An 18,244-nucleotide genomic window follows, 5' to 3' on the forward strand; every position below is an offset into this window, starting at 1 on the left:
GCGGTCGATCAGATCACGGGGCTGTCCGGCATGGCAGCATCGGCCATGGCCAGAATGCGTGCGATGACGGCATCCCAGCTGTGTTCGGCCACGATGCGCTGACGGCCACGGCGGCCCATGGACAGGCGCAGCGCCGGATCCTGGACCAGGGTGGCCAGTGCATCGGCAAAGGCGTCCGGATCTCCGGGGGGCACCAGCAGACCGTCGACGTCCTGCAGCACCACGGTGGCCAGGTGGCCCACGCGGGTGGTGACGACCGGTAGTTCGGCGGCCAGGTACTCGTAGATCTTCAGGGGCGAGAAATAGAAGTTGTCCTGGGCCGGGTAGGGCGCCGTGGCAATGTCCATCTGCGCCAGCAGTCCCGGAACCTCATGTGCCTGCACGGCGCCGGTGAAGCGGCAGTGCTGCAGCAGGCCAAGGGCCGTGAGCGATGATTCCATGTCGGTGCGGCCGGGACCGTCACCTACCACCAGCAGCCGGGTCTGCGGGAAGCGCCGGTGCAGGCGCGCGAAGGCCTCCACCAGCAGCGGCAGGCCGTGCCAGGGCTTCAGCGTGCCCAGAAAGCCGATGACGATCGGGGTTTCGTTGCTGATGTCGGCATGGCGCGCGGCCCGCAGCTCGGCGCTGTCGGCGCTGGGCGACGGATCCACGCCATTGGCCACCACATGCACGCGTCCCTTCGTGCCGGGCCAGGTGTGCAGGTAGTCGGCCACGCCGGGCGAGACGGCCAGCAGGGCGCTGGCCTGCGAGAAGGCCGACTGCGCCACGGCGTGCGCCTCGTCTTCCAGCACCAGCTGGCGGTGGGTGCGCTGCTCCTCGATGAGCGGCGCGTTCACTTCCAGAATGCCCGGGATGCCGTGTTCACGGGCCCAGCGCATGCCCACGTCGCTCCAGAGCGAGTAGCGCTCGTAGACCATGTCGTAGGGGGCGTGCGCGTCAAGCCGCTCGGCGATGTGGTCCCGCGCTTCAAGGGCGGCATGGGCGCGCTTGGTGGGGTCTCCCTGCGGGATCTCCGGCAGGTGGACGCAGGCGACGTTCTCCAGACCCAGCGGGACATGGCCGTCGAAGCGGGTGGCAAACAGCGTGACGCGGTGGCCGGCCTTCAGGGCGGCTCGCACCACCGACTGCACGTGGATCGAGGCTCCCTTGGTGCCGAAGACCGGGATGCCGGCGTCGGCGCAGACATAGGCGATGTGTTTCTTCATGGAAACTCCGGAAAGGTTCATTCGGTGGCGCTGGGCTGGTGTGCGGCGTGCCGGGCGTCCACGGCCTGGATGCTCCGGGCGAACAGGTCGCGCAGGCGGGCCGTGTTGCGGTGCACGTCGTACTCGCTCTCGATGAGGGCACGAGCATTGTCCGCCAGCAGGCGGGCCATGGTGGGATTGCCCAGCATCTCGGCAATGGCGTCGGCCAGCACCTTGGCATCGTTGGGGGCCACGCACAGGCCGGTCTCGTGGTCACGGATCAGCTCGGGAATGCCCACGACCTGCGTGGAGATGCAGGGGGTGCCCAGGGCCATGCCTTCCACCAGAATGGTGGGCAGGCCGTCTCGGTCACCGCCTTCGCTGATGATGGAGGGCGCCACCAGCACGGCGGCCCCTTTCAGGAAGGCCGACACCTCGGTCAGCGGTCGCACGCCCGCCAGCTGCACGCGGTCGGTCAGCCCCAGGTCCTCGATCTGCTTCTGCAGCTGCGGCCGCAGCGGGCCGTCGCCCACCAGCGTGCAGCGGCAATCGATGCCCCGGTCGCGCAGCAGGCCGATGGCCTCGATGAGGAACGGGAAGCCCTTCTTCTCGACCAGGCGACCCACGGCCACCACGTGCGAGGGCCGGTTGATGGGCGGGTGGTACGGGAAGGCCGACAGGTCCAGGCCGTTGTAGATGCGGTGGGTGCGATCGGTGGGCGCGCCAAAGTGGGTGCGCAGATAGTCCACGTTGTAGTCCGACACCGTGACGGTGAAGGCGGCATCGCGGATCTTCAGATCCAGCTGTACCGGTTCTTCATACTGGTGGTAGATGTCCTTGGCGTGGGCGGTGAAGCTGTAATGGATGCCGGCAAAGGCCGCGGCCAGCCGGGCCACGGTGGCGGCCTGGGTGCCGAAGTGGGCGTGCAGATGGCGGATGCCCTTGCTCTGCGCCTGCATGGCCAGCAGCACGGCCTGACCGACCGTCACCCAGTCGTGCTCATCGGCCAGATGAGCCAGGCGGCGGAACTCGGGCAGGGCCTTGCGTGCCTGAACCAGCAGCTGCCAGTACAGCTCCGTGTCGTGGAACTGATGGCGGATGCGGTGCACCGGCGCGCGCACGCGCGAGATGGCTTCCTGGAAGTGGGTCTCGCTGACCGGGCCCAGTGCAAAGATGTCGACCTGCACGCCGGCCTTTTCCAGCGCCAGGATCTCGTTGACGACGAAGGTTTCCGAAAAGCGCGGATAGCGCTTGAGCACGTAGCCGACGGCAATGGGAGAACGGGGCTCGGACATGGGAGGTTCCTGAAAGAGAGAAGAAGCCGTTGAAGAAGGGAATCAGGCCGCGGAAGGCACCCGGGCCACCGGACTGGGCGTGCCCAGCAGCTGGCCTGCCAGCTCGGCCACGCGCCGCAGTCCGCCAAAGTCCAGCGCCTGCAGGGCGCTGACGGCCGGGGCCGGTTTGGCGGCTTCGGCCAGCCAGGCGCCCACGCGGGCCGGATCCAGCTCGTCGGGGTGCAGACAGCCCACCAGGCCCAGCTCGGCCAGTCGGCTGGCCCGCAGCCATTGTTCGGCGCGGGGGGTGACGCGCGGCACCAGCAGCGTGCGCTTGCCCAGCGCCAGCACTTCCATGGTGCTGTTGTATCCGGCCATGGCCACCACGGCGCGGGCATTGCGGATGAGGGTCAGTGGTTCGGCCACGAACGGGAGCAGCTGAAGCTCGGGCCGGGCATCGGCCAGGGCCTGCAGCCGCTGGCGTGCCTCGGCCGGCATCATCGAGCCGGTGAGGATGATGCCGCGCCAGCCGCTGGGCAGCGGCGCCCGCGCGAAGGCTTCGGCCACGGCCAGTCCGTCCTGGCCACCACCCATCATGCACAGGGCATAGGGGGCATCGGACGTTTCGGCCACGGTCCCGTCCGAGGCGGTGCCACCCGTGTCGCTCTTTGCTTCCCAGCGCTGGTTCGGGTCCAGATAGCCCACCGGCGTGACCTCGATGCTCTCGAGCCGGTCCAGACCGTAGGCGGAGATGGTGTCGTAGACCCGGGGGTCACCATAGATCCAGACGGCGTCGAAGCACCGTCGCAGGATGTCGGCATTCTTCTGGCGTTCCCATTGCCGGGCCACAGCCTCGGGGGTGTCGATGATGTCGCGCAGGCCCAGCACGATGCGCGTGCCCCGTGCCCGCATGGTCGGCAGGACCGTATCCAGTTCGGACAGTGCACCGCGCGGCACGTTGTCGACGATCAGCAACTGGGGCGCAAAGGCCGTGAGTGCGGCCAGAATGGTCTGGCTGCGCAGCGCAACGAGCTGTTCCAGCGGCATGTCGAGCGCGCGGGCGGTATAGTTGCCATCCGGCTGCTTGCGGTAAGCGGGCAGGGTGATGCTGTCGATGCCTGGCGGCAGCGCAAAGGCGCCGGATTCGCGGATGCCGGAGACCAGCAGGACCTGAGCCGACAGCGGCGGCTGGATGAGGGTCTGGGCAATCAGCGTGTTGCGGCGGATGTGACCCAGGCCCATGGTGTCATGGGAATAGAGGGCGATGCGGGGACGCATGGAAGAGGGCGTGGCGCAGGTCTGTTCTGTCATGCCTGCATTGTCCCCCATTCGTGGTGAATCTACCCTGACGACATGGTTCACGATTCGTTCAGACAGGATTGGCTACGATGCTCGGCATGAAGACCTGGTTCCTCCCCTCCCTGCTTGCTGCTCCGGTGGCTGCGCTGCTGTCCTTGGCCGCAGCCGGCGCGCTGGCGGCCGAGCATGACGAAGTGCGCAATGCCGTCACGGCCGGGCGTTTTCGGCCGCTGGCCGAGATCCTGCAGACGGTGCAGCGCAAGCATGCCGGCAACGTGCTGGATGTGGAGCTGGACCGCAACGACAAGGGGCGCCATGTCTACGAGGTCCGCCTGCTGGACGAGAGTGGCCGCCGGCGCGAGATCCATATCGACGCCGTGACCGGTGAGGAAGTCCGTCGCGAGACCGGGCCGCTGCTGGCTGACCTGCCGAACCTGCTGCGCAAGGTGCTGAAACAGCATCCGGGTCGCGTGGTGGACGTGGATCTGGAGCGTGGCCGTCAGGGGCGCGAAATCTATCACGTGCGGGTGCTGCAGGAAAACGGTCAGGTGCGTGGCCTGTTCGTCGATGCCAGTACCGGTGAGCTGGTCTCCGACATCGGTGTCTTTGTGCCCACGCCCGGCATGAAGCCGTTGCCCGACCTGCTGGAATCGCTGCTGCGCCGCTATTCCGGCACGGTTCTGGAGGTCGAGCTGAAGTACGATCGTGACGAGCAGCCCGTGTACGAGATTGACCTTCGTCTCCCCAATGATTCGCTCATCGAGCTGACGCTGGACCCGGTCACGGGCAGGGTCCTGAGCGAAGAAGAGATCGAGGTGCGGTGATGCGAGTGCTGATTGTCGAGGATGATCGCGAGCTGGCTCAGAGCCTGAAGGTTGCGCTGGAAGAGTCCGGCATGGTGGCCGAGCTTGCAGTGGATGGTCAGGAGGCTTCCTTCCTGGGTAGCACCGAGCGCTATGATGCAGCGGTGCTGGACCTGGGGCTGCCTGAGCTGGACGGTATTTCGGTGCTGAAGCAGTGGCGCGAGCAGGGATGCAATTTCCCGGTGCTGATCCTCACCGGGCGCGGTCGCTGGAGCGACAAGCTGGCCGGTTTCGGCGCAGGGGCTGATGACTATCTCACCAAACCCTTCATGCACGAAGAGGTGGTGGTGCGACTGCGCGCGCTGGTGCGCCGTGCCTATGGCCATGCCGATCCGGTGCTGCAGGTGGGGCCGCTTTCCTATGACACGCTGCAGGGGCGTTTCTCGATGGAGGGCCGGCGACTGGCCTTCACGGCGCAGGAAGAGCGCATCCTGGCCTACCTGATGCACCAGCCTGGTGTGGTGCTCAGCCGCACCGACATTGTCGAGCATGTCTATGCCCGCGACAGCGATCCGGATTCCAATGCGCTGGACGTGCTGATCGGCCGCATCCGCCGCAAGCTGGGCGTGTCGATGATCCGTACCGTGCGTGGTCGTGGTTTCGTGCTTGCGGCGCCCGAAGGCGATGAGGCCGAAGGGGATGATGACGATGTGTCCGTCGATCCTGCCCCATGAGCGACAGTCCTGTGCAACCGACCCGGCCGGTGCGCGTGCAGCGCATCGGGCTGGCACAGCGGCTGATGCTGCTGGGCATGCTGGCGGTGCTGCTGATCACCGGTGTGGGCGGCCTGCTGATGCGCGATCAGCTGCATGCGGCCATCCTGCGCAGCATGAGCGGTTCGCTCGATGAACGGGCCGACCGCATCGTGGCAGGCCTGACGGTGGATGGCAACGGACGGGTGAGCTTCGACAACCGGCTGGTCAGCGAGGAGTTCCGCTTCATCTTCTCGGGCTGGTACTGGCAGCTGGAAGCCGAGGGTACCGTGTATCGCTCCCGGTCGCTGTGGGACAGCAGCCTGGATGCGGCCATGGCCTCACCGGTGGCGGGCTCTGCCGAGCTGATGACCATCCGTGGGCCGCGTGACGAGCTGCTGTATGGGTTGGTGCGCAACTTCCACGTCAATGGCCATGCGTACCGGCTGTATGTCTACGGTCCGGCCGAGACCAGTCGCAAGGACATGGCCAGCATCGACCGCATCCTGATGGTGATGCTGGGTGGTCTGGCGCTGGCGATGGTGGCCGGCATGTATGTGCAGGTCTGGCTGGGGTTGCGGCCGCTGCGTCGTCTGCATGATGCGCTGCAACGCATCCATGCCGGCGAGGCCGATCGTGCCGGCAGCGGCTATGGTCCCGACCTGGATCCGCTGGCGGCCGAGATCGACGAGGTGCTGGAGCGCAACGCACGGGTCGTGACGCGGGCACGGGGCAATGCGGCGGATCTCAGCCATGCACTGAAGAAGCCGCTGGCGCTGCTCAACGCCCAGTCGCGTTCGGCGGAGGTCGACGGGATGGAGGTGCGCCGCCAGGTCGACACGATGAACCGGATGATCGAGCGCCACCTGGCCCGGGCGGGCAGCGGGGCGGGCGATCGACGGCGCATCGACGTGAACGAGTGCCTGCAGGGGCTGATCGGGCTGATGCAGACGCTGCATGCGGCGCGCGGCATCGACTGGCAACTGGATGTGCCGGGTCGGGTGTACTGGCGGGGCGAGAGCACCGACCTGGAAGAAATGCTGGGCAACCTGCTGGACAACGCCGGCAAGTGGGCCCGCAGTCGGGTGGTGGTGACGGTGCGGTTGCTGACCCAGCCCACCACCGAGGATGACGGAATGCGCTCGCGCACCGGTCTGCTGGCCATCTGCATCGAGGACGACGGTGCAGGTCTGGATGATGACGAGATCGCACGGGCCATCCGTCGAGGGCAGCGTTTTGATGAAAGCACCGAGGGCAGTGGGTTGGGACTGGTCATCGCCAACGACATTGCCGAGACCTACGAGGGGCGGCTGGAACTGGGCCGCAGCCCATTGGGAGGCCTGCACGTGACGCTACGCCTGCCGCGCTGACGACGCGCATCAGATTTCCTGTTTTTTGTTGGACCGGGCCCGATGGCTGTATGCGGGGACGGAGAGTTCCTGTCGCCCTTCATGCGGCAGTTGGATTGAAATAATCTATTTCCTTGAAAGGATTGATCATGAATCTTGTGGTTGTTGGATCGGGTTATGTGGGTCTGGTTTCGGGGGCCTGCCTGGCCGACAAGGGCCACCGGGTCATTTGTGTGGACATCAGCGAGGAGCGCATCGCGGGCCTCAAGCGTGGTGAAGTGCCCATCTACGAGCCGGGGCTCGATGCCATCATCGCCCGCAACGCCGATACCGGCGCCCTGAGCTTCACCACCTCGCTGCCCGAGGCCATGCGTGAGGCCGACATCTTCTGCATCGCCGTGGGCACCCCCCCGGACGAGGACGGCTCGGCCGACCTGCGTCACGTGCTGGCCGTGGCCCGCGAGATCGGTCAGCACATGGAGCGTCCGGCGCTGATCATCAACAAGTCGACGGTGCCGGTGGGCACGGCCGAGAAGGTGCGCGCCGCCGTGGACGCCGAGCTGGCTGCCCGGGGCGTGCAGATCGAGTACGACGTGGCCTCGAACCCCGAGTTCCTGAAGGAGGGGATGGCCATCGAGGACTTCATGCAGCCCGATCGCATCATCGTGGGCGTCGATTCGCCGCGGGCCCGCCAGCTGCTGGACGACCTGTATGAGCCCTTCGTGAAGGAGGGCGCCCGTCTGATTCACATGGGCGTGCGCGATGCCGAGATGGCCAAGTACGCAGCCAATGCCATGCTGGCCACCCGCATCTCGTTCATGAACGAGATCGCCGGCCTGTGCGAGCGCCTGGGGGTGGATGTGGAGCACGTGCGCTTGGGTATCAGTACCGACCCGCGCATTGGCGACAAGTTCCTGCGCTCGGGGGCCGGTTACGGCGGCTCCTGCCTGCCCAAGGATGTGCAGGCGCTGGCCAGCATGGCGCGCTCGGTCGGCTTCGAGCCGATGGTGCTGAACGCCGTGGAGCGGCGTAACCAGGTGCAGAAGCAGTGGCTCTTCGAGAAGCTGGTGGAGGAGTTCGGTCCCGACATGAAGGGGCGCACCATTGCGCTGTGGGGACTGGCCTTCAAGCCGGGTACTGACGACATGCGCGAGGCGCCCAGCATCACGCTGGTGGAGTCGCTGCTGAAGGCCGGTGCCCAGGTACGCGCCTACGATCCGGAGACGAAGGACACGGCGCCGCGCGTGATGCCGCGTGAGGCCCAGGAAAACGGTGATCTGGTGTTCGTGCAGGACCAGTACGAAGCCGTGCAGGAGGCCGATGCGCTGGTGCTGGTGACCGAATGGCCGCAGTTCCGCTCGCCCGACATCCGCAAGCTGCACAAGGGCATGCGGGGCGACCTGGTGGTGGATGGCCGCAACATGTACATCCCGGCCAAGGTGCGAGAGCTGGGCTTCCGCTACGTGAGCGTCGGCCGCTCCTGACGCTTGGCGGGTCCGTGGCTGGTGTCGTTGCCACTGCCGCGGATCCGGGGGGCATGCCGGGGCGGGGCTGGCCCCGCCGGCAGGCGCGCCGTGCTTTCGGGGTCAGGAGAGCTTGCCGCGCGGCCCCGGTGGGTTGAGCTTGCGGTAGTCCAGGATGCCCCGCGCGATGGCGCGGGCCAGTTCGTCCTGGTACTGGGGATGGCGCAGGCGCTTTTCCTCGTCGGGGTTGCTGATGAAGGCGGTCTCCACCAGCACGGACGGCACGTCCGGCGAGCGCAGCACGGCGAAGTTGGCCTGCTCGACGCTGGCCTTGTGCAGCCGCCCGATCTGGCCCAGCTCGGCCAGCACGCGCTTGGCCAGCACCTTGCTGTCGCGGATCTGCGAGGTGGTGTAGAGATCCATCAGCAGGCTGGCGGTCTCGGGGGTGCTGGCGGTCTTGATGTTGACGCCCCCGATCAGGTCGGCACGGTTCTCGTTGCGGGCCAGCCATTTGGCGCCCAGGCTGGAGGCCCCGTGGTTGGACAGCACGAAGACTGACGAGCCGCGGGCATCGGGCTTGACGAAGGCGTCGGCGTGAATGGAAACGAAGAGGTCTGCCCGCACGCCGCGCGCCTTGCTGACGCGCTTGCCCAGCGGTACGTAGTAGTCGTCGTCGCGGGTCAGCACCACGCGCAGGTTCTCTTCCTTGGCCAGCAGCTTCTTCACCTTGTGGGCCACGGCCAGCACCACGGTCTTCTCGTGCGTGCCCATCGGGCCGGTAGCGCCGGGGTCCTCACCGCCATGGCCAGGATCCAGCACCACGGTGAAGGTGCGCGTCACTTCGGGGGCAGGGGCTTTCTTGCCGGAGGCCGCCGAGGACTTGCCCTTGCTGGCCTGTTTCGGGCCACTGGCGGCCTTGCTGTCGTGTGTCTTGCCGTTGGCGTCGGCGATCAGCTGCTCCAGCGGGTCGACCGGATGCTTGGGATACAGGTCCAGCACCAGCCGGTGCTGGTAGCCGGCGGCGGGCTTGAGCGTGAACACCTGCGGTGCCACGGCCTGCTTCAGGTCGAAGACGATGCGCAGGGTCTCGGGGTTGAACTGACCCACGCGCACCTGGCGCACGAAGGGGTCGTTGGTGCTGATCTTGCCCAGCAGCTCGCGCACCTTCGATTCCACCTCCAGCCCTTCCAGGTCCAGGATGACCCGATTGGGGTTGTCGATGAGGCGGGCACGGAAAGGAATGGCCTGGGTCAGCTCGAAGGTGACGCGGGTGTATTCGCGTGACGGCCACATCCGCACGGCCGCGATGGCACGGTTGTCGGTGCTGGCTGCCGCGGCCTTGGCCGGGGTTTCCAGGGCCGTGCGCTGGATGCCGCCGGCGGTGCCGGCCTTGGCGGGGGCAACACTGGCGGACGCGGTTCGGGTCGCGGCGGTCCTGCCTGATGCGGCAGCTTTCGGGGTGGAGGCACGCGCAGGCGCGCTGCCCGGCCGGGATGGCTGGCCCACGCGAATGGGCGCCGAAGCCTGGGCGGCGTGCAGCGGCAGCAGCAATGGCGAGGCCAGCCCAAGCTTCAGCAGGCGTCGTCGGCTGCGAGGATGTTGGCGAGTTTCGTCAGACATTGTGTTCCGCGCGCACTGTGCGCATGGGCCTCCAGGTGGCGGGCTTCGGCTGGGTCCGGGTCCGTCTCGGCGGTGTCCGTCCCTGCCGCGGCGTCGCCGCGCGTGTCGCCCGCGGCAGGGACTGCCTGGGGCGTTTCGTCGGTGTCGGGATCCGGAAGAAGCAGTCGCAGATCAAGGTCGGCTGCCGGCAAGGCGCCCGCAGCCTGCTCGGGCCACTCCACCAGCATCAGCCCGGCACCGGCAAATATATCGTCAAACCCGGCATCGAACCACTGGTCAGGCGTCGAGAACCTATATAAATCAAAGTGGTAGACCGGGAACTTCGGGAGATTATAAGATTCCACCAGGGCAAAGGTGGGGCTCTTGATGCGGCCCTGCACGCCCAGCGCGCGCAGCATGTAACGGACCAGCGTGGTCTTGCCGGCTCCCAGGTCGCCCCGCAGGGTGACGATAAACGCTTGTCTCTCAAGGTCTTGCGAGGGCAGTGCCTGGGCCAGGGCCTGGGCCCAGCGGCCGGTCTGCCGTTCGTCGGCTAGCCGGTATCGTTGCAATTTCGTATCCCTGTTCGTTGGTTTCCCGCCAATGTGTCAGACCCTGTGCGGGGCGGGTCGGGTACCCATTGAACGGGCAAGGCGGATCCGTTGATGACTGCACGCGGCCGCTTTCGAGGCCGGAGGCCGGCAGGTCGGCCATCCGGGGAGAGGGCGGTTTTGCCACACATCTTTCCCTGGGCTGCCTCGCGCAGGCCGCCGGTCTGCCGGCGCGGCCAGCACGGCGCATTGCCTGTCAGCATAGCAACAGATGGGGGCGATGGGGAGGAATGGAACGCATGAGCGGGAAAGGGGCGATGATGGAGGGCGCGACGGCCGGCAGGCAGGGCGCGCGCCCGAAGAAGGCCGACGCGCCTGCTGCGTCGGGCGGGGAGGCGCAGATCGACGCCGTGGCCCAGCGGATCCGGCAGGCCGATGCCGACATCCAGTCCTTCAGTGATGCCCTGTGGCTGGAAGACGGGCTGTCGAAGAACACGTTGCAGGCCTATCGGCGTGATCTGGTCCAGCTGGCGCGCTGGCTGGCCCCTTCGACGCGGGGCGTGGCGCTGGCCGAGGCCAGCGAGGCCGATCTGCTGGCCTACCTGGCTGACGCCCATGGGCACGGCAAGCCCAGTTCCGCCAATCGGCGGCTGACGGTCATCAAGCGTTTCTATCGACACCTGCTGCGCGAGGGGCGACGGCAGGATGATCCCACGCTGCGCATCCGTGCCATGCGGCAGCCGGCGCGCTTTCCGGCCACGTTGTCCGAGGCCCAGGTGGAGGCGCTACTGGCCGCACCGGACGTGGAGACGGCGCTGGGCCTGCGTGACCGGGCCATGCTGGAAGTGCTCTACGCCACCGGGTTGCGGGTTTCGGAGCTGGTGGGGCTGAAACTGTCGGAGGTGTCGATGGTGGACAGTCTGGTGCGCATCGTGGGCAAGGGCTCGAAGGAGCGGCTGGTGCCGCTGGGCGAGGAGGCGCGTGCCTGGCTGGTGCGCTACCTGCAGGAGGCGCGTCCCCGGTTGCTGGGGGCGCGACAGGCCGAGGCCGTGTTCGTCACGCAGCGGGCCACCGGCATGACGCGTCAGATGTTCTGGGTGCTCATCCGCCGCCATGCCCTGCGGGCGGGCATCGAGGCGCAGCTGTCGCCGCATACGCTGCGGCACGCCTTTGCCACCCACCTGCTCAACCACGGGGCCGATCTGCGGGTGGTGCAGGTGCTGCTGGGCCATGCCGACATCTCCACCACCCAGATCTACACCCATGTGGCGCGGGCGCGCCTGAAGGCGCTGCATGCGCAGCACCACCCGCGGGGGTAGGGGAGTCGGCGCGCTTCCTGTAACATTTCATTCATGTCCGGGCATGATGGATGCCCTCATTCCATTCGGATGATTCGCCATGGCTTCTGCTTCCCTGTCCGTCCAGATCCTTGTGCTGCTGGCGGCCTATCTCATCGGCTCGGTGTCGTTCGGCGTGGTGGTCAGCAAGCTCATGGGGCTGGCCGATCCGCATACCTACGGCTCGGGCAACCCGGGCGCCACCAATGTGCTGCGCACCGGCAACAAGAAGGCGGCGCTGTTCACGCTGCTGGGTGACGTCGGCAAGGGCGTGCTGGCGGTGCTGCTGGCGCGCTGGCTGGCCCCGTCGCTGGGGCTGTCCGACATGATCATCATGCTGGTGGGGCTGGCCGCCTTCATCGGCCACCTGTACCCGGTGTTTCACGGTTTCAAGGGCGGCAAGGGCGTGGCCACGGCCGGCGGGGTGCTGCTGGCGCTCAACCCGCTGCACGGTCTGGCCGTGCTGGCCACCTGGCTGGCCGTGGCCTTCCTGACGCGCTATTCGTCGCTGGCGGCCATCACGGCCGCATTCATGGCGCCCATCTACTGGCAGCTTTTCTATGGCATCGATGCCCGGGCGCTGGTCATCCTGTTCATCGCCGCGCTGCTGGTCTGGCGGCACCGCGAGAACATCAACCGGCTGCTGAAGGGCAAGGAATCGAAGATCGGGGGCAACAAGGCGCCCAAGCCGCCCAAGGTCAAATACCCGCCGCCGCGGGTGGGTGGGCACTGACCGCCGGCAATTCTTCCAGCGGCCAGCGTGGCCGCACATCGAAGCGCAGGGGCTGCGTGTCGATGCCGGCCAGGGGGACTGCCTCAGGGCCGGCGGCCTTCGCGGCCGCCAGCCGGCAGGCGCCGGCGTAGGCAATCATTGCACCGTTGTCGGTGCACAGCGCCAGCGGCGGAAAGTGGACCCGCAGCGGCGCCTTCTTCGCGGGCCAGCGGGCGCTGGCCTCGGCCAGCTTGGCGCGCAGTCGCCGGTTGGCACTCACGCCGCCGGAAATCACCAGCCGTGACAGCCCGGTCTGCTTCAGCGCCTTCAGGGCCTTGCCCACCAGCACGTCGGTGATGGCCTCTTCCACCTCGCGGGCCAAGTCCGGACGGTGTTCGGGAGCCAGTCCCTTCTTCACCTGGGTCAGGACGGCAGTCTTCAGACCACTGAAGCTGAAGTCCAGATCGTCGCTCTTCAGCTTGGGCCGGGGCAGGGTGAAGCGGGGCGCGTCGGGGCGCGTCGGATCCGCCTGGGCTGCCAACGCCGACAGCGCAGGACCGCCCGGGTAGCCCAGTTCCAGCAGCTTCGCGCTCTTGTCGAAGGCTTCGCCGGCTGCATCGTCGACCGTCTCGCCCAGCAGGGTGTAGGCCCCCAGGCCGTCCACGCGCAGCAGCTGCGTGTGGCCACCGGAGACCAGCAGTGCCACGAAGGGAAACTCGGGCGGATCGTCCGACAGCAGCGGCGAGAGCAGGTGGCCTTCCAGGTGGTGCACGCCGATGACGGGGCGATCCAGCGACATGGCCAGCGCCGTGGCGACCGAGGCCCCCACCAGCAGCGCACCAGCCAGCCCGGGCCCCTGGGTGTAGGCAATGGCATCGATGGCCGACAGCGGCCTTTGGGCGTCGGCCATGACCTGTTCCAGCAGCGGCACCAGCCGCTCGACGTGATCGCGAGAGGCCAGCTCCGGCACCACGCCACCGTAGCGGTTGTGCATGGCCACCTGCGAATGCAGGGCCTGGGCCTGCAGCCCATGGTCGGTGTCGTACAGGGCGACGCCGGTTTCGTCGCAGGAGGTCTCTATGCCCAGTACCAGCATGGAAGTCTATTGTGGTGTGTCGGGAAAGGGATGCGATGACGGAGCGGGCGGGGGCAGCCAGGGGCAGGCGTGGCGATGTCCGGGCAAGTCAGCACCGGAAACCATGCTGCGTCAGGCGCAGGGGGAGGGAAGCGGGGCTTGCCGGGCAGGGCGGCTCCCTGGTGTGCCTGGAGCGTCCGAACCGTGTCGGGAGGATGATACGCTGTCGGGCGCCGCGCCCATAGGCGGTGCAGGCGGCATGGCGAAGGACATGAGGACAGGACAGTGGAACGACGGGATGTGATCGTGGTGGGCGCGGGCGCTGCCGGGCTGTATTGTGCCGGGCAGCTGGGGTTGCGCGGCCTGCGGGTGGCCGTGCTGGACCATGCACGTCGCATCGGCGAGAAGATCCGCATCTCGGGCGGTGGTCGCTGCAACTTCACCAATCTGAATGGCGCGGATCCGGCCCGCTACCTGAGCGGCGATCCGCGCTTCGTGCGCCATGCACTCAAGGCCCATCCGCCCGAGCGCTTCATTGCCCGTGTGCGTGAAGCGCGCATCGGGTTTCACGAAAAGCATCTGGGGCAGCTCTTCTGTGACGATTCCAGTCAGCGGATCATTGACATGCTGCTGGCTGACTGCGCGCGTGGCGGCGTGCAGATACGCCACCCGGTGACCGTGCAGGAGATCGCGCGTCTGGACGGGGCCGACAATAGCCCGCGCTTTCGCGTGAGCACCTCGGATGGGGTGTTCCTGGCCCGGCATCTGGTCGTGGCCACGGGCGGACTTTCCATCCCGGCCATCGGTGCCAGCGATCGGGCCTGGCAGCTGGCTCGCCAGTGGGACATGGCCACGGTGGCGCCTCGGCCCGGACTGGTTCCCCTCACGGTCACGTCGGCCGCCTGGCAGGACTTTGCAGCCCTTTCGGGTGTGGCCCTGCCAGTGGCGGTCTCGGTGGTGCCTGCCACGGCCGGTGACAGTGGAGCGGACACCGCCAGGACGGACGCCCGGCTTGGGGAGGGCGGTACCGGGCTGCAAGCAGACCCCGGGTCCCAGGCGTCCGCGACGCCCCCCGCCAGGGCAGGGAAAGGCACGCAACAGAAGGGTCAGGGAAAGGCGCCCCGTCCCGTCGTGTTTCATGAGGATCTGCTGTTCACGCATCGTGGGCTCTCGGGGCCCGGCATCCTGCAGATCTCCAGCTATTGGCAGCCGGGGCAGCCTGTCTGGCTGAACCTCTTGCCGGACATGCCCGATCCGGGGCAGTGGCTGGTGGATCTGAAGGCTGGCCGTGCCAGCGCACAGGCGTTGCCTGGCGGCGCCAGCCTGTCCGGGCAGCCCCATCGGCAGCAGCTGGGGACAGTGCTGGGGGCTGTGCTGCCTGCGCGGCTGGTCAGGAGTTGGCTGGCCTCGGCCACTCGGCTTTCGGGAGCGCTCATGCCGCCTGGCGTGTCCGGCGCACTGGAAGGGCTGGCCGAATCCAGCCGCCTGGCCGAGATCGGGGACGCCCGGCTGCGCCAGCTGGGGCAGGCCCTGTCGCATTGGCCGGTGCAGCCGGCGGGTTCCGAAGGCTATCGAAAGGCCGAGGTGACGGTGGGGGGCGTGGCCACTGAGGCGCTGGATCCGCGCTCCCTGCAGGCCCACGCCGTGCCTGGCAGCCACTGGATCGGTGAGGCCGTGGACGTGACGGGGTGGCTGGGCGGCTACAACTTCCAGTGGGCATGGGCATCGGCCTTCGCGGCGGCGCAGGCCATCGCAGCCGAAGGACGTGTCTGAAGGCGCCCAGGGGCTGGGGGCAAGGACAGCCTGCCCATCCAGACCCGTCCGGTACGGCGCCTGTCGGTTGGCCGTTGACGGATCACCTGGCGTGCTTGGCAAGTGAAGCGAGTCGCGTCTATAATCGTGGACTAGCCTCAAGTGCCCATTTCACAACGTTTCAAGGAAGGTTTTTTCATGCCACTGGTCCGAGTCAAGGAAAACGAGCCGTTTGATGTTGCCCTGCGGCGCTTCAAGCGAACCATCGAGAAGACCGGGCTGCTCACCGAGCTGCGTGCGCGTGAGTTCTATGAAAAACCGACTGCAGAACGCAAGCGGAAGAAATCGGCTGCCGTCAAGCGTCATCACAAGCGCCTGCGCAGCCAGATGCTGCCCAAGAAAAAATACTGATCTTCATCCGATCAGTCTTCTTGCGGCGCTGTGCGTCGTCTGGCATGGTCTGTCAGGCGGCGTCGGCGCCATTCTGCGTCGTTTTCAGATACTTCGCGCAGGCCATTCCCATGGCCTGATTGCTCATGAGTACAGCCACTGATCTCAAGTCTCGTATAGACGCCGACATGAAGGCTGCCATGCGGGCGCGAGAAAAGGTGCGCCTGGGCGCCCTGCGCCTGTTGCTGGCTGCCATCAAGCAGAAGGAAGTCGACGAGCGCACCACGCTCGATGACGCCCAGGTGCTGGCCATCGTCGAGAAGCTCTCCAAGCAGCGACGGGACTCCATCGAGCAGTTCGAAAAGGCCGGTCGTACCGAACTGGCCGAGCAGGAGCGCGCCGAACTGGCCGTGCTCGACACCTATCGCCCGGCGCAGGCCGACGATGCCCAGATCCAGGCCGTCATCGAGGCTGCCGTGGCCGAGACCGGCGCTGCCGGCATGGCCGACATGGGCAAGGTCATGGCCATCGTCAAGACCCGGCTGGCCGGACAGGCCGATCTGGCTGCCGTCTCTGCCAAGGTGCGGGCGCGCCTGTCCGCCTGAGGCGGGACGCCCCGCGATGGTTTGATCCCGCAATCCTTCATCCAGGAGCTGCTGACCCGCGTCGATGTCGTCGACGTGGTCGGCAAGGCCGTCAAGCTGCGCAAGGCGGGAGCCAACTACCAGGGACTGTGTCCTTTCCACAATGAAAAGACACCGTCCTTCTCCGTGTCGCCCACCAAGCAGTTCTACCACTGCTTCGGCTGCGGCGCGCATGGCTCGGCCATCAGCTTCCTGATGGAGCATCACGGCCTGGGTTTCGTCGAGGCCGTGCATGAGCTGGCCCGCGACGTGGGCCTCACCGTCCCCGAAGACCATAGCCGGGAAGGCGCCGAGGCCGCACGCAAGGCCAGCCAGCAGCTGGCGCTGTCGCAGTGGCTGGATCAGGCTGCCCGCTACTACCGCTCACGCCTGAAGGAAACCCCCGCTGCCATCTCCTACCTGAAGGAACGGGGCGTCACCGGCGAGATCGCTCGCCATTTCGGGCTGGGCTATGCGCCAGCGGGCTGGCGCAACCTGGAAGGCGTGCTGCCCGATTACGCCGCCGAGGACGCCGTGCGAGCCGGACTGGTGATTGCCGGTGAAGACGGCAAGCGCTACGACCGCTTCCGCGAGCGCATCATGTTCCCCATCCGGAATCCGCGCGGCCAGGTCATCGGCTTCGGAGGCCGGGTGCTGGGACAGGGAGAACCCAAGTACCTCAACTCGCCCGAGGGGCCGCTGTTCTCCAAGGGGCATGAGCTCTACGGCCTCTTCGAGGCGCGCGAGGGTATCCGCACCAGTGGTCGCGTGCTGGTGGTGGAGGGCTACATGGACGTGGTGATGCTGCACCAGCACGGCTGCCACTACGCCGTGGCCACGCTGGGCACTGCCACCACCGCCATGCACCTGGGCAAGCTGCTGCGCCTGGCCGATCGGGTCGTGTTTTCTTTCGATGGCGATGCCGCAGGGCGCCGCGCCGCGTGGCGGGCACTGGAGAATGCGCTGCCGCTGCTGTCCGATACCAAGCAGCTCGATTTCCTCTTCCTGCCGCCCGAGCACGACCCCGACAGCTTCGTGCGGGCCGAAGGACTGGAGGCCTTCGAGGCCTGCGTGCGCGATGCCTTGCCCCTGTCGTCCTTCCTGCTGAAGGAGCTGGCCCAGCGGGCAGACATCACCACGCCCGAAGGGCGCGCCCGCATGCAGGCCGAACTCAAGCCGCTGGTGCAGCAGATGCCCGACATCGCCCTGCGCACGCAGATCCTGGTGGACATGGCGGGGCGTCTGGGGCTGCCAACCGAAGAGCTGGCGGCCTACTGCGGCCTGCAGATGGCCCATCCGGTGGCCCATGTCCGGGAGGGCGGCGTGCGTCATGGGGGGCGGGCAGCGGGCGGTGAAGCCCGTTCCATGCGCCCCGGTGCGTCCATGATGCAAGGCGCTTCCCTGCGTGACCAGGCCGCTCCTGCTGAAGGGCGCCCCTGGCGCGAGGCATCATCCGGCCGCTGGCAGGAGGGGCGTGGTGCGCGGGGGCAGGGCGGGCAGAATGCTGACCGCTGGCAGGGGGGCGGCAATGCCGCTTCACGCCGGGGAAACCGCCCGTTGCAAGGCGGTCAAGGCTTCGACCGCCCCTATCAGGGGGGCGAGCCGGGGGCTGCGCGCATGCCGGGCGTGGCCCGTTCCCGGCCGACGCCGCCCACCCTGCAGCAGCGCATCTGCCTGCTGCTGGCCTATTACCCCGCGCTGGCCCAGGAACCTCTGGAAGATGAGAGCCTGCTGCCCCAGGCTCTGCTGGACTGGCGCAACGAGCTGGCGACCCTGCCGGCCGGGGCGCACTTTGCATCGGTACTGGCCGAGGTGCGCGCCACCGACCCCAGGAAAGCCGATTTCATCGAGTCGCTGGACCAGCGCGATGCCGGTGTGATGGCCGCCATGGATTACGACGAGGCGCGCGCCGACTATCTGGGGGCCCTGGACCGGATGCGGCTTGATCAGGCGCGTCGTGAGGTGGTGCAGGTGGTGAGCCGGGGTCTTGATGAACCGGGGGGGCGGACCCGATATGCAGAACTGATGGCGACGATTCAACGCCTATCCCAGCGGGGGACGGGCTGATATGATTGAAGGTT

16 protein-coding genes are annotated in these 18,244 nt (G+C 67.4%); 10 read left to right on the top strand and 6 right to left on the bottom strand.

Annotated elements, in window-relative coordinates; translation table 11 throughout:
• Window positions 1–8: 8 nt before the first annotated feature.
• Genes EL249_RS05455 through EL249_RS05465 form a run of 3 tightly spaced genes read right to left on the bottom strand, consistent with a single transcriptional unit; the run spans window position 9 to window position 3,769 of the window.
• Complete coding sequence (locus tag EL249_RS05455; protein ID WP_040529958.1) at window positions 9–1,205, bottom strand: glycosyltransferase family 4 protein; 1,197 nt, start codon at window positions 1,203–1,205, stop codon at window positions 9–11.
• Between the two features lie 17 nt (window positions 1,206–1,222).
• Window positions 1,223–2,479, bottom strand: a complete 1,257-nt coding sequence (locus EL249_RS05460; RefSeq protein WP_005673834.1) for a glycosyltransferase family 4 protein — start codon at window positions 2,477–2,479, stop codon at window positions 1,223–1,225.
• A 42-nt stretch (window positions 2,480–2,521) separates the two neighbouring features.
• Window positions 2,522–3,769, bottom strand: coding sequence for a glycosyltransferase family protein (locus EL249_RS05465; RefSeq protein ID WP_197721607.1), 1,248 nt, complete (start codon window positions 3,767–3,769; stop codon window positions 2,522–2,524).
• Window positions 3,770–3,855: 86 nt separating this feature from the next.
• Here EL249_RS05465 and EL249_RS05470 point away from each other — a divergent pair, with 86 nt between their 5' ends.
• From EL249_RS05470 to EL249_RS05485, 4 genes are all read left to right on the top strand, one after another.
• Window positions 3,856–4,581, top strand: a complete 726-nt coding sequence (locus EL249_RS05470; protein ID WP_197721608.1) for a PepSY domain-containing protein — start codon at window positions 3,856–3,858, stop codon at window positions 4,579–4,581.
• Entirely contained in the window at window positions 4,581–5,294 is a 714-nt protein-coding gene (locus EL249_RS05475; RefSeq protein ID WP_005673831.1) for a response regulator transcription factor, read from the top strand. The genes EL249_RS05470 and EL249_RS05475 overlap by 1 nt, the downstream gene beginning before the upstream one ends.
• Entirely contained in the window at window positions 5,291–6,682 is a 1,392-nt protein-coding gene (locus tag EL249_RS05480; RefSeq protein WP_005673830.1) for a sensor histidine kinase, read from the top strand. Before EL249_RS05475 ends, EL249_RS05480 begins: the two co-directional genes overlap by 4 nt.
• Window positions 6,683–6,810: 128 nt before the next feature.
• Complete coding sequence (locus tag EL249_RS05485; RefSeq protein WP_005673828.1) at window positions 6,811–8,145, top strand: UDP-glucose dehydrogenase family protein; 1,335 nt, start codon at window positions 6,811–6,813, stop codon at window positions 8,143–8,145.
• A gap of 102 nt (window positions 8,146–8,247) precedes the next feature.
• On the opposite strand, the gene EL249_RS05490 is transcribed toward EL249_RS05485, so the two are convergent.
• Both EL249_RS05490 and tsaE read right to left on the bottom strand, forming a co-directional pair.
• On the bottom strand, window positions 8,248–9,744 hold the full coding sequence (locus EL249_RS05490) for an N-acetylmuramoyl-L-alanine amidase (RefSeq protein WP_126348102.1): 1,497 nt from the start codon (window positions 9,742–9,744) through the stop codon (window positions 8,248–8,250).
• The gene (gene tsaE / locus EL249_RS13510) at window positions 9,696–10,295 is read right to left on the bottom strand and encodes a tRNA (adenosine(37)-N6)-threonylcarbamoyltransferase complex ATPase subunit type 1 TsaE (RefSeq protein WP_005673826.1); all 600 of its coding nucleotides are present in this window, start codon (window positions 10,293–10,295) and stop codon (window positions 9,696–9,698) included. Before tsaE ends, EL249_RS05490 begins: the two co-directional genes overlap by 49 nt.
• Window positions 10,296–10,594: 299 nt before the next feature.
• Here tsaE and xerD point away from each other — a divergent pair, with 299 nt between their 5' ends.
• Together xerD and plsY are read left to right on the top strand one after the other, a co-directional pair.
• The gene (xerD, locus tag EL249_RS05500; RefSeq protein WP_126348314.1) at window positions 10,595–11,593 is read left to right on the top strand and encodes a site-specific tyrosine recombinase XerD; all 999 of its coding nucleotides are present in this window, start codon (window positions 10,595–10,597) and stop codon (window positions 11,591–11,593) included.
• 79 nt (window positions 11,594–11,672) lie between these two features.
• Complete coding sequence (plsY, locus tag EL249_RS05505) at window positions 11,673–12,344, top strand: glycerol-3-phosphate 1-O-acyltransferase PlsY (RefSeq protein WP_005673823.1); 672 nt, start codon at window positions 11,673–11,675, stop codon at window positions 12,342–12,344.
• Here plsY and tsaD read toward each other — a convergent pair.
• Window positions 12,310–13,419, bottom strand: coding sequence for a tRNA (adenosine(37)-N6)-threonylcarbamoyltransferase complex transferase subunit TsaD (gene tsaD / locus EL249_RS05510; RefSeq protein ID WP_005673821.1), 1,110 nt, complete (start codon window positions 13,417–13,419; stop codon window positions 12,310–12,312). The two genes, plsY and tsaD, sit on opposite strands and share 35 nt — an antisense overlap.
• Window positions 13,420–13,683: 264 nt before the next feature.
• On the opposite strand from tsaD, the gene EL249_RS13515 reads away from it, so the two are divergent.
• From EL249_RS13515 to dnaG, 4 genes are all read left to right on the top strand, one after another.
• Window positions 13,684–15,171, top strand: coding sequence for a BaiN/RdsA family NAD(P)/FAD-dependent oxidoreductase (locus EL249_RS13515; protein ID WP_005673818.1), 1,488 nt, complete (start codon window positions 13,684–13,686; stop codon window positions 15,169–15,171).
• Between the two features lie 177 nt (window positions 15,172–15,348).
• On the top strand, window positions 15,349–15,561 hold the full coding sequence (gene rpsU / locus EL249_RS05520) for a 30S ribosomal protein S21 (RefSeq protein ID WP_005673817.1): 213 nt from the start codon (window positions 15,349–15,351) through the stop codon (window positions 15,559–15,561).
• A gap of 125 nt (window positions 15,562–15,686) precedes the next feature.
• A complete protein-coding gene (locus EL249_RS05525) occupies window positions 15,687–16,145 on the top strand; it encodes a GatB/YqeY domain-containing protein (protein ID WP_005673816.1) in 459 nt (152 codons plus the stop codon).
• Window positions 16,146–16,166: 21 nt separating this feature from the next.
• Window positions 16,167–18,230, top strand: a complete 2,064-nt coding sequence (dnaG, locus tag EL249_RS05530; protein WP_005673815.1) for a DNA primase — start codon at window positions 16,167–16,169, stop codon at window positions 18,228–18,230.
• Window positions 18,231–18,244: the final 14 nt, after the last annotated feature.

Source organism: Lautropia mirabilis (assembly GCF_900637555.1).
In the GTDB taxonomy this organism is placed as follows: domain Bacteria; phylum Pseudomonadota; class Gammaproteobacteria; order Burkholderiales; family Burkholderiaceae_E; genus Lautropia; species Lautropia mirabilis.

Coding starts and splice junctions, on each gene's coding strand:
- EL249_RS05455 (WP_040529958.1), bottom strand. CDS start 1,205: ATGAAGAAACACATCGCCTATGTCTGCGCCGACGCCGGCATCCCGGTC.
- EL249_RS05460 (WP_005673834.1), bottom strand. CDS start 2,479: ATGTCCGAGCCCCGTTCTCCCATTGCCGTCGGCTACGTGCTCAAGCGC.
- EL249_RS05465 (WP_197721607.1), bottom strand. CDS start 3,769: ATGACAGAACAGACCTGCGCCACGCCCTCTTCCATGCGTCCCCGCATC.
- EL249_RS05470 (WP_197721608.1), top strand. CDS start 3,856: ATGAAGACCTGGTTCCTCCCCTCCCTGCTTGCTGCTCCGGTGGCTGCG.
- EL249_RS05475 (WP_005673831.1), top strand. CDS start 4,581: ATGCGAGTGCTGATTGTCGAGGATGATCGCGAGCTGGCTCAGAGCCTG.
- EL249_RS05480 (WP_005673830.1), top strand. CDS start 5,291: ATGAGCGACAGTCCTGTGCAACCGACCCGGCCGGTGCGCGTGCAGCGC.
- EL249_RS05485 (WP_005673828.1), top strand. CDS start 6,811: ATGAATCTTGTGGTTGTTGGATCGGGTTATGTGGGTCTGGTTTCGGGG.
- EL249_RS05490 (WP_126348102.1), bottom strand. CDS start 9,744: ATGTCTGACGAAACTCGCCAACATCCTCGCAGCCGACGACGCCTGCTG.
- xerD (WP_126348314.1), top strand. CDS start 10,595: ATGGAGGGCGCGACGGCCGGCAGGCAGGGCGCGCGCCCGAAGAAGGCC.
- plsY (WP_005673823.1), top strand. CDS start 11,673: ATGGCTTCTGCTTCCCTGTCCGTCCAGATCCTTGTGCTGCTGGCGGCC.
- tsaD (WP_005673821.1), bottom strand. CDS start 13,419: ATGCTGGTACTGGGCATAGAGACCTCCTGCGACGAAACCGGCGTCGCC.
- rpsU (WP_005673817.1), top strand. CDS start 15,349: ATGCCACTGGTCCGAGTCAAGGAAAACGAGCCGTTTGATGTTGCCCTG.
- EL249_RS05525 (WP_005673816.1), top strand. CDS start 15,687: ATGAGTACAGCCACTGATCTCAAGTCTCGTATAGACGCCGACATGAAG.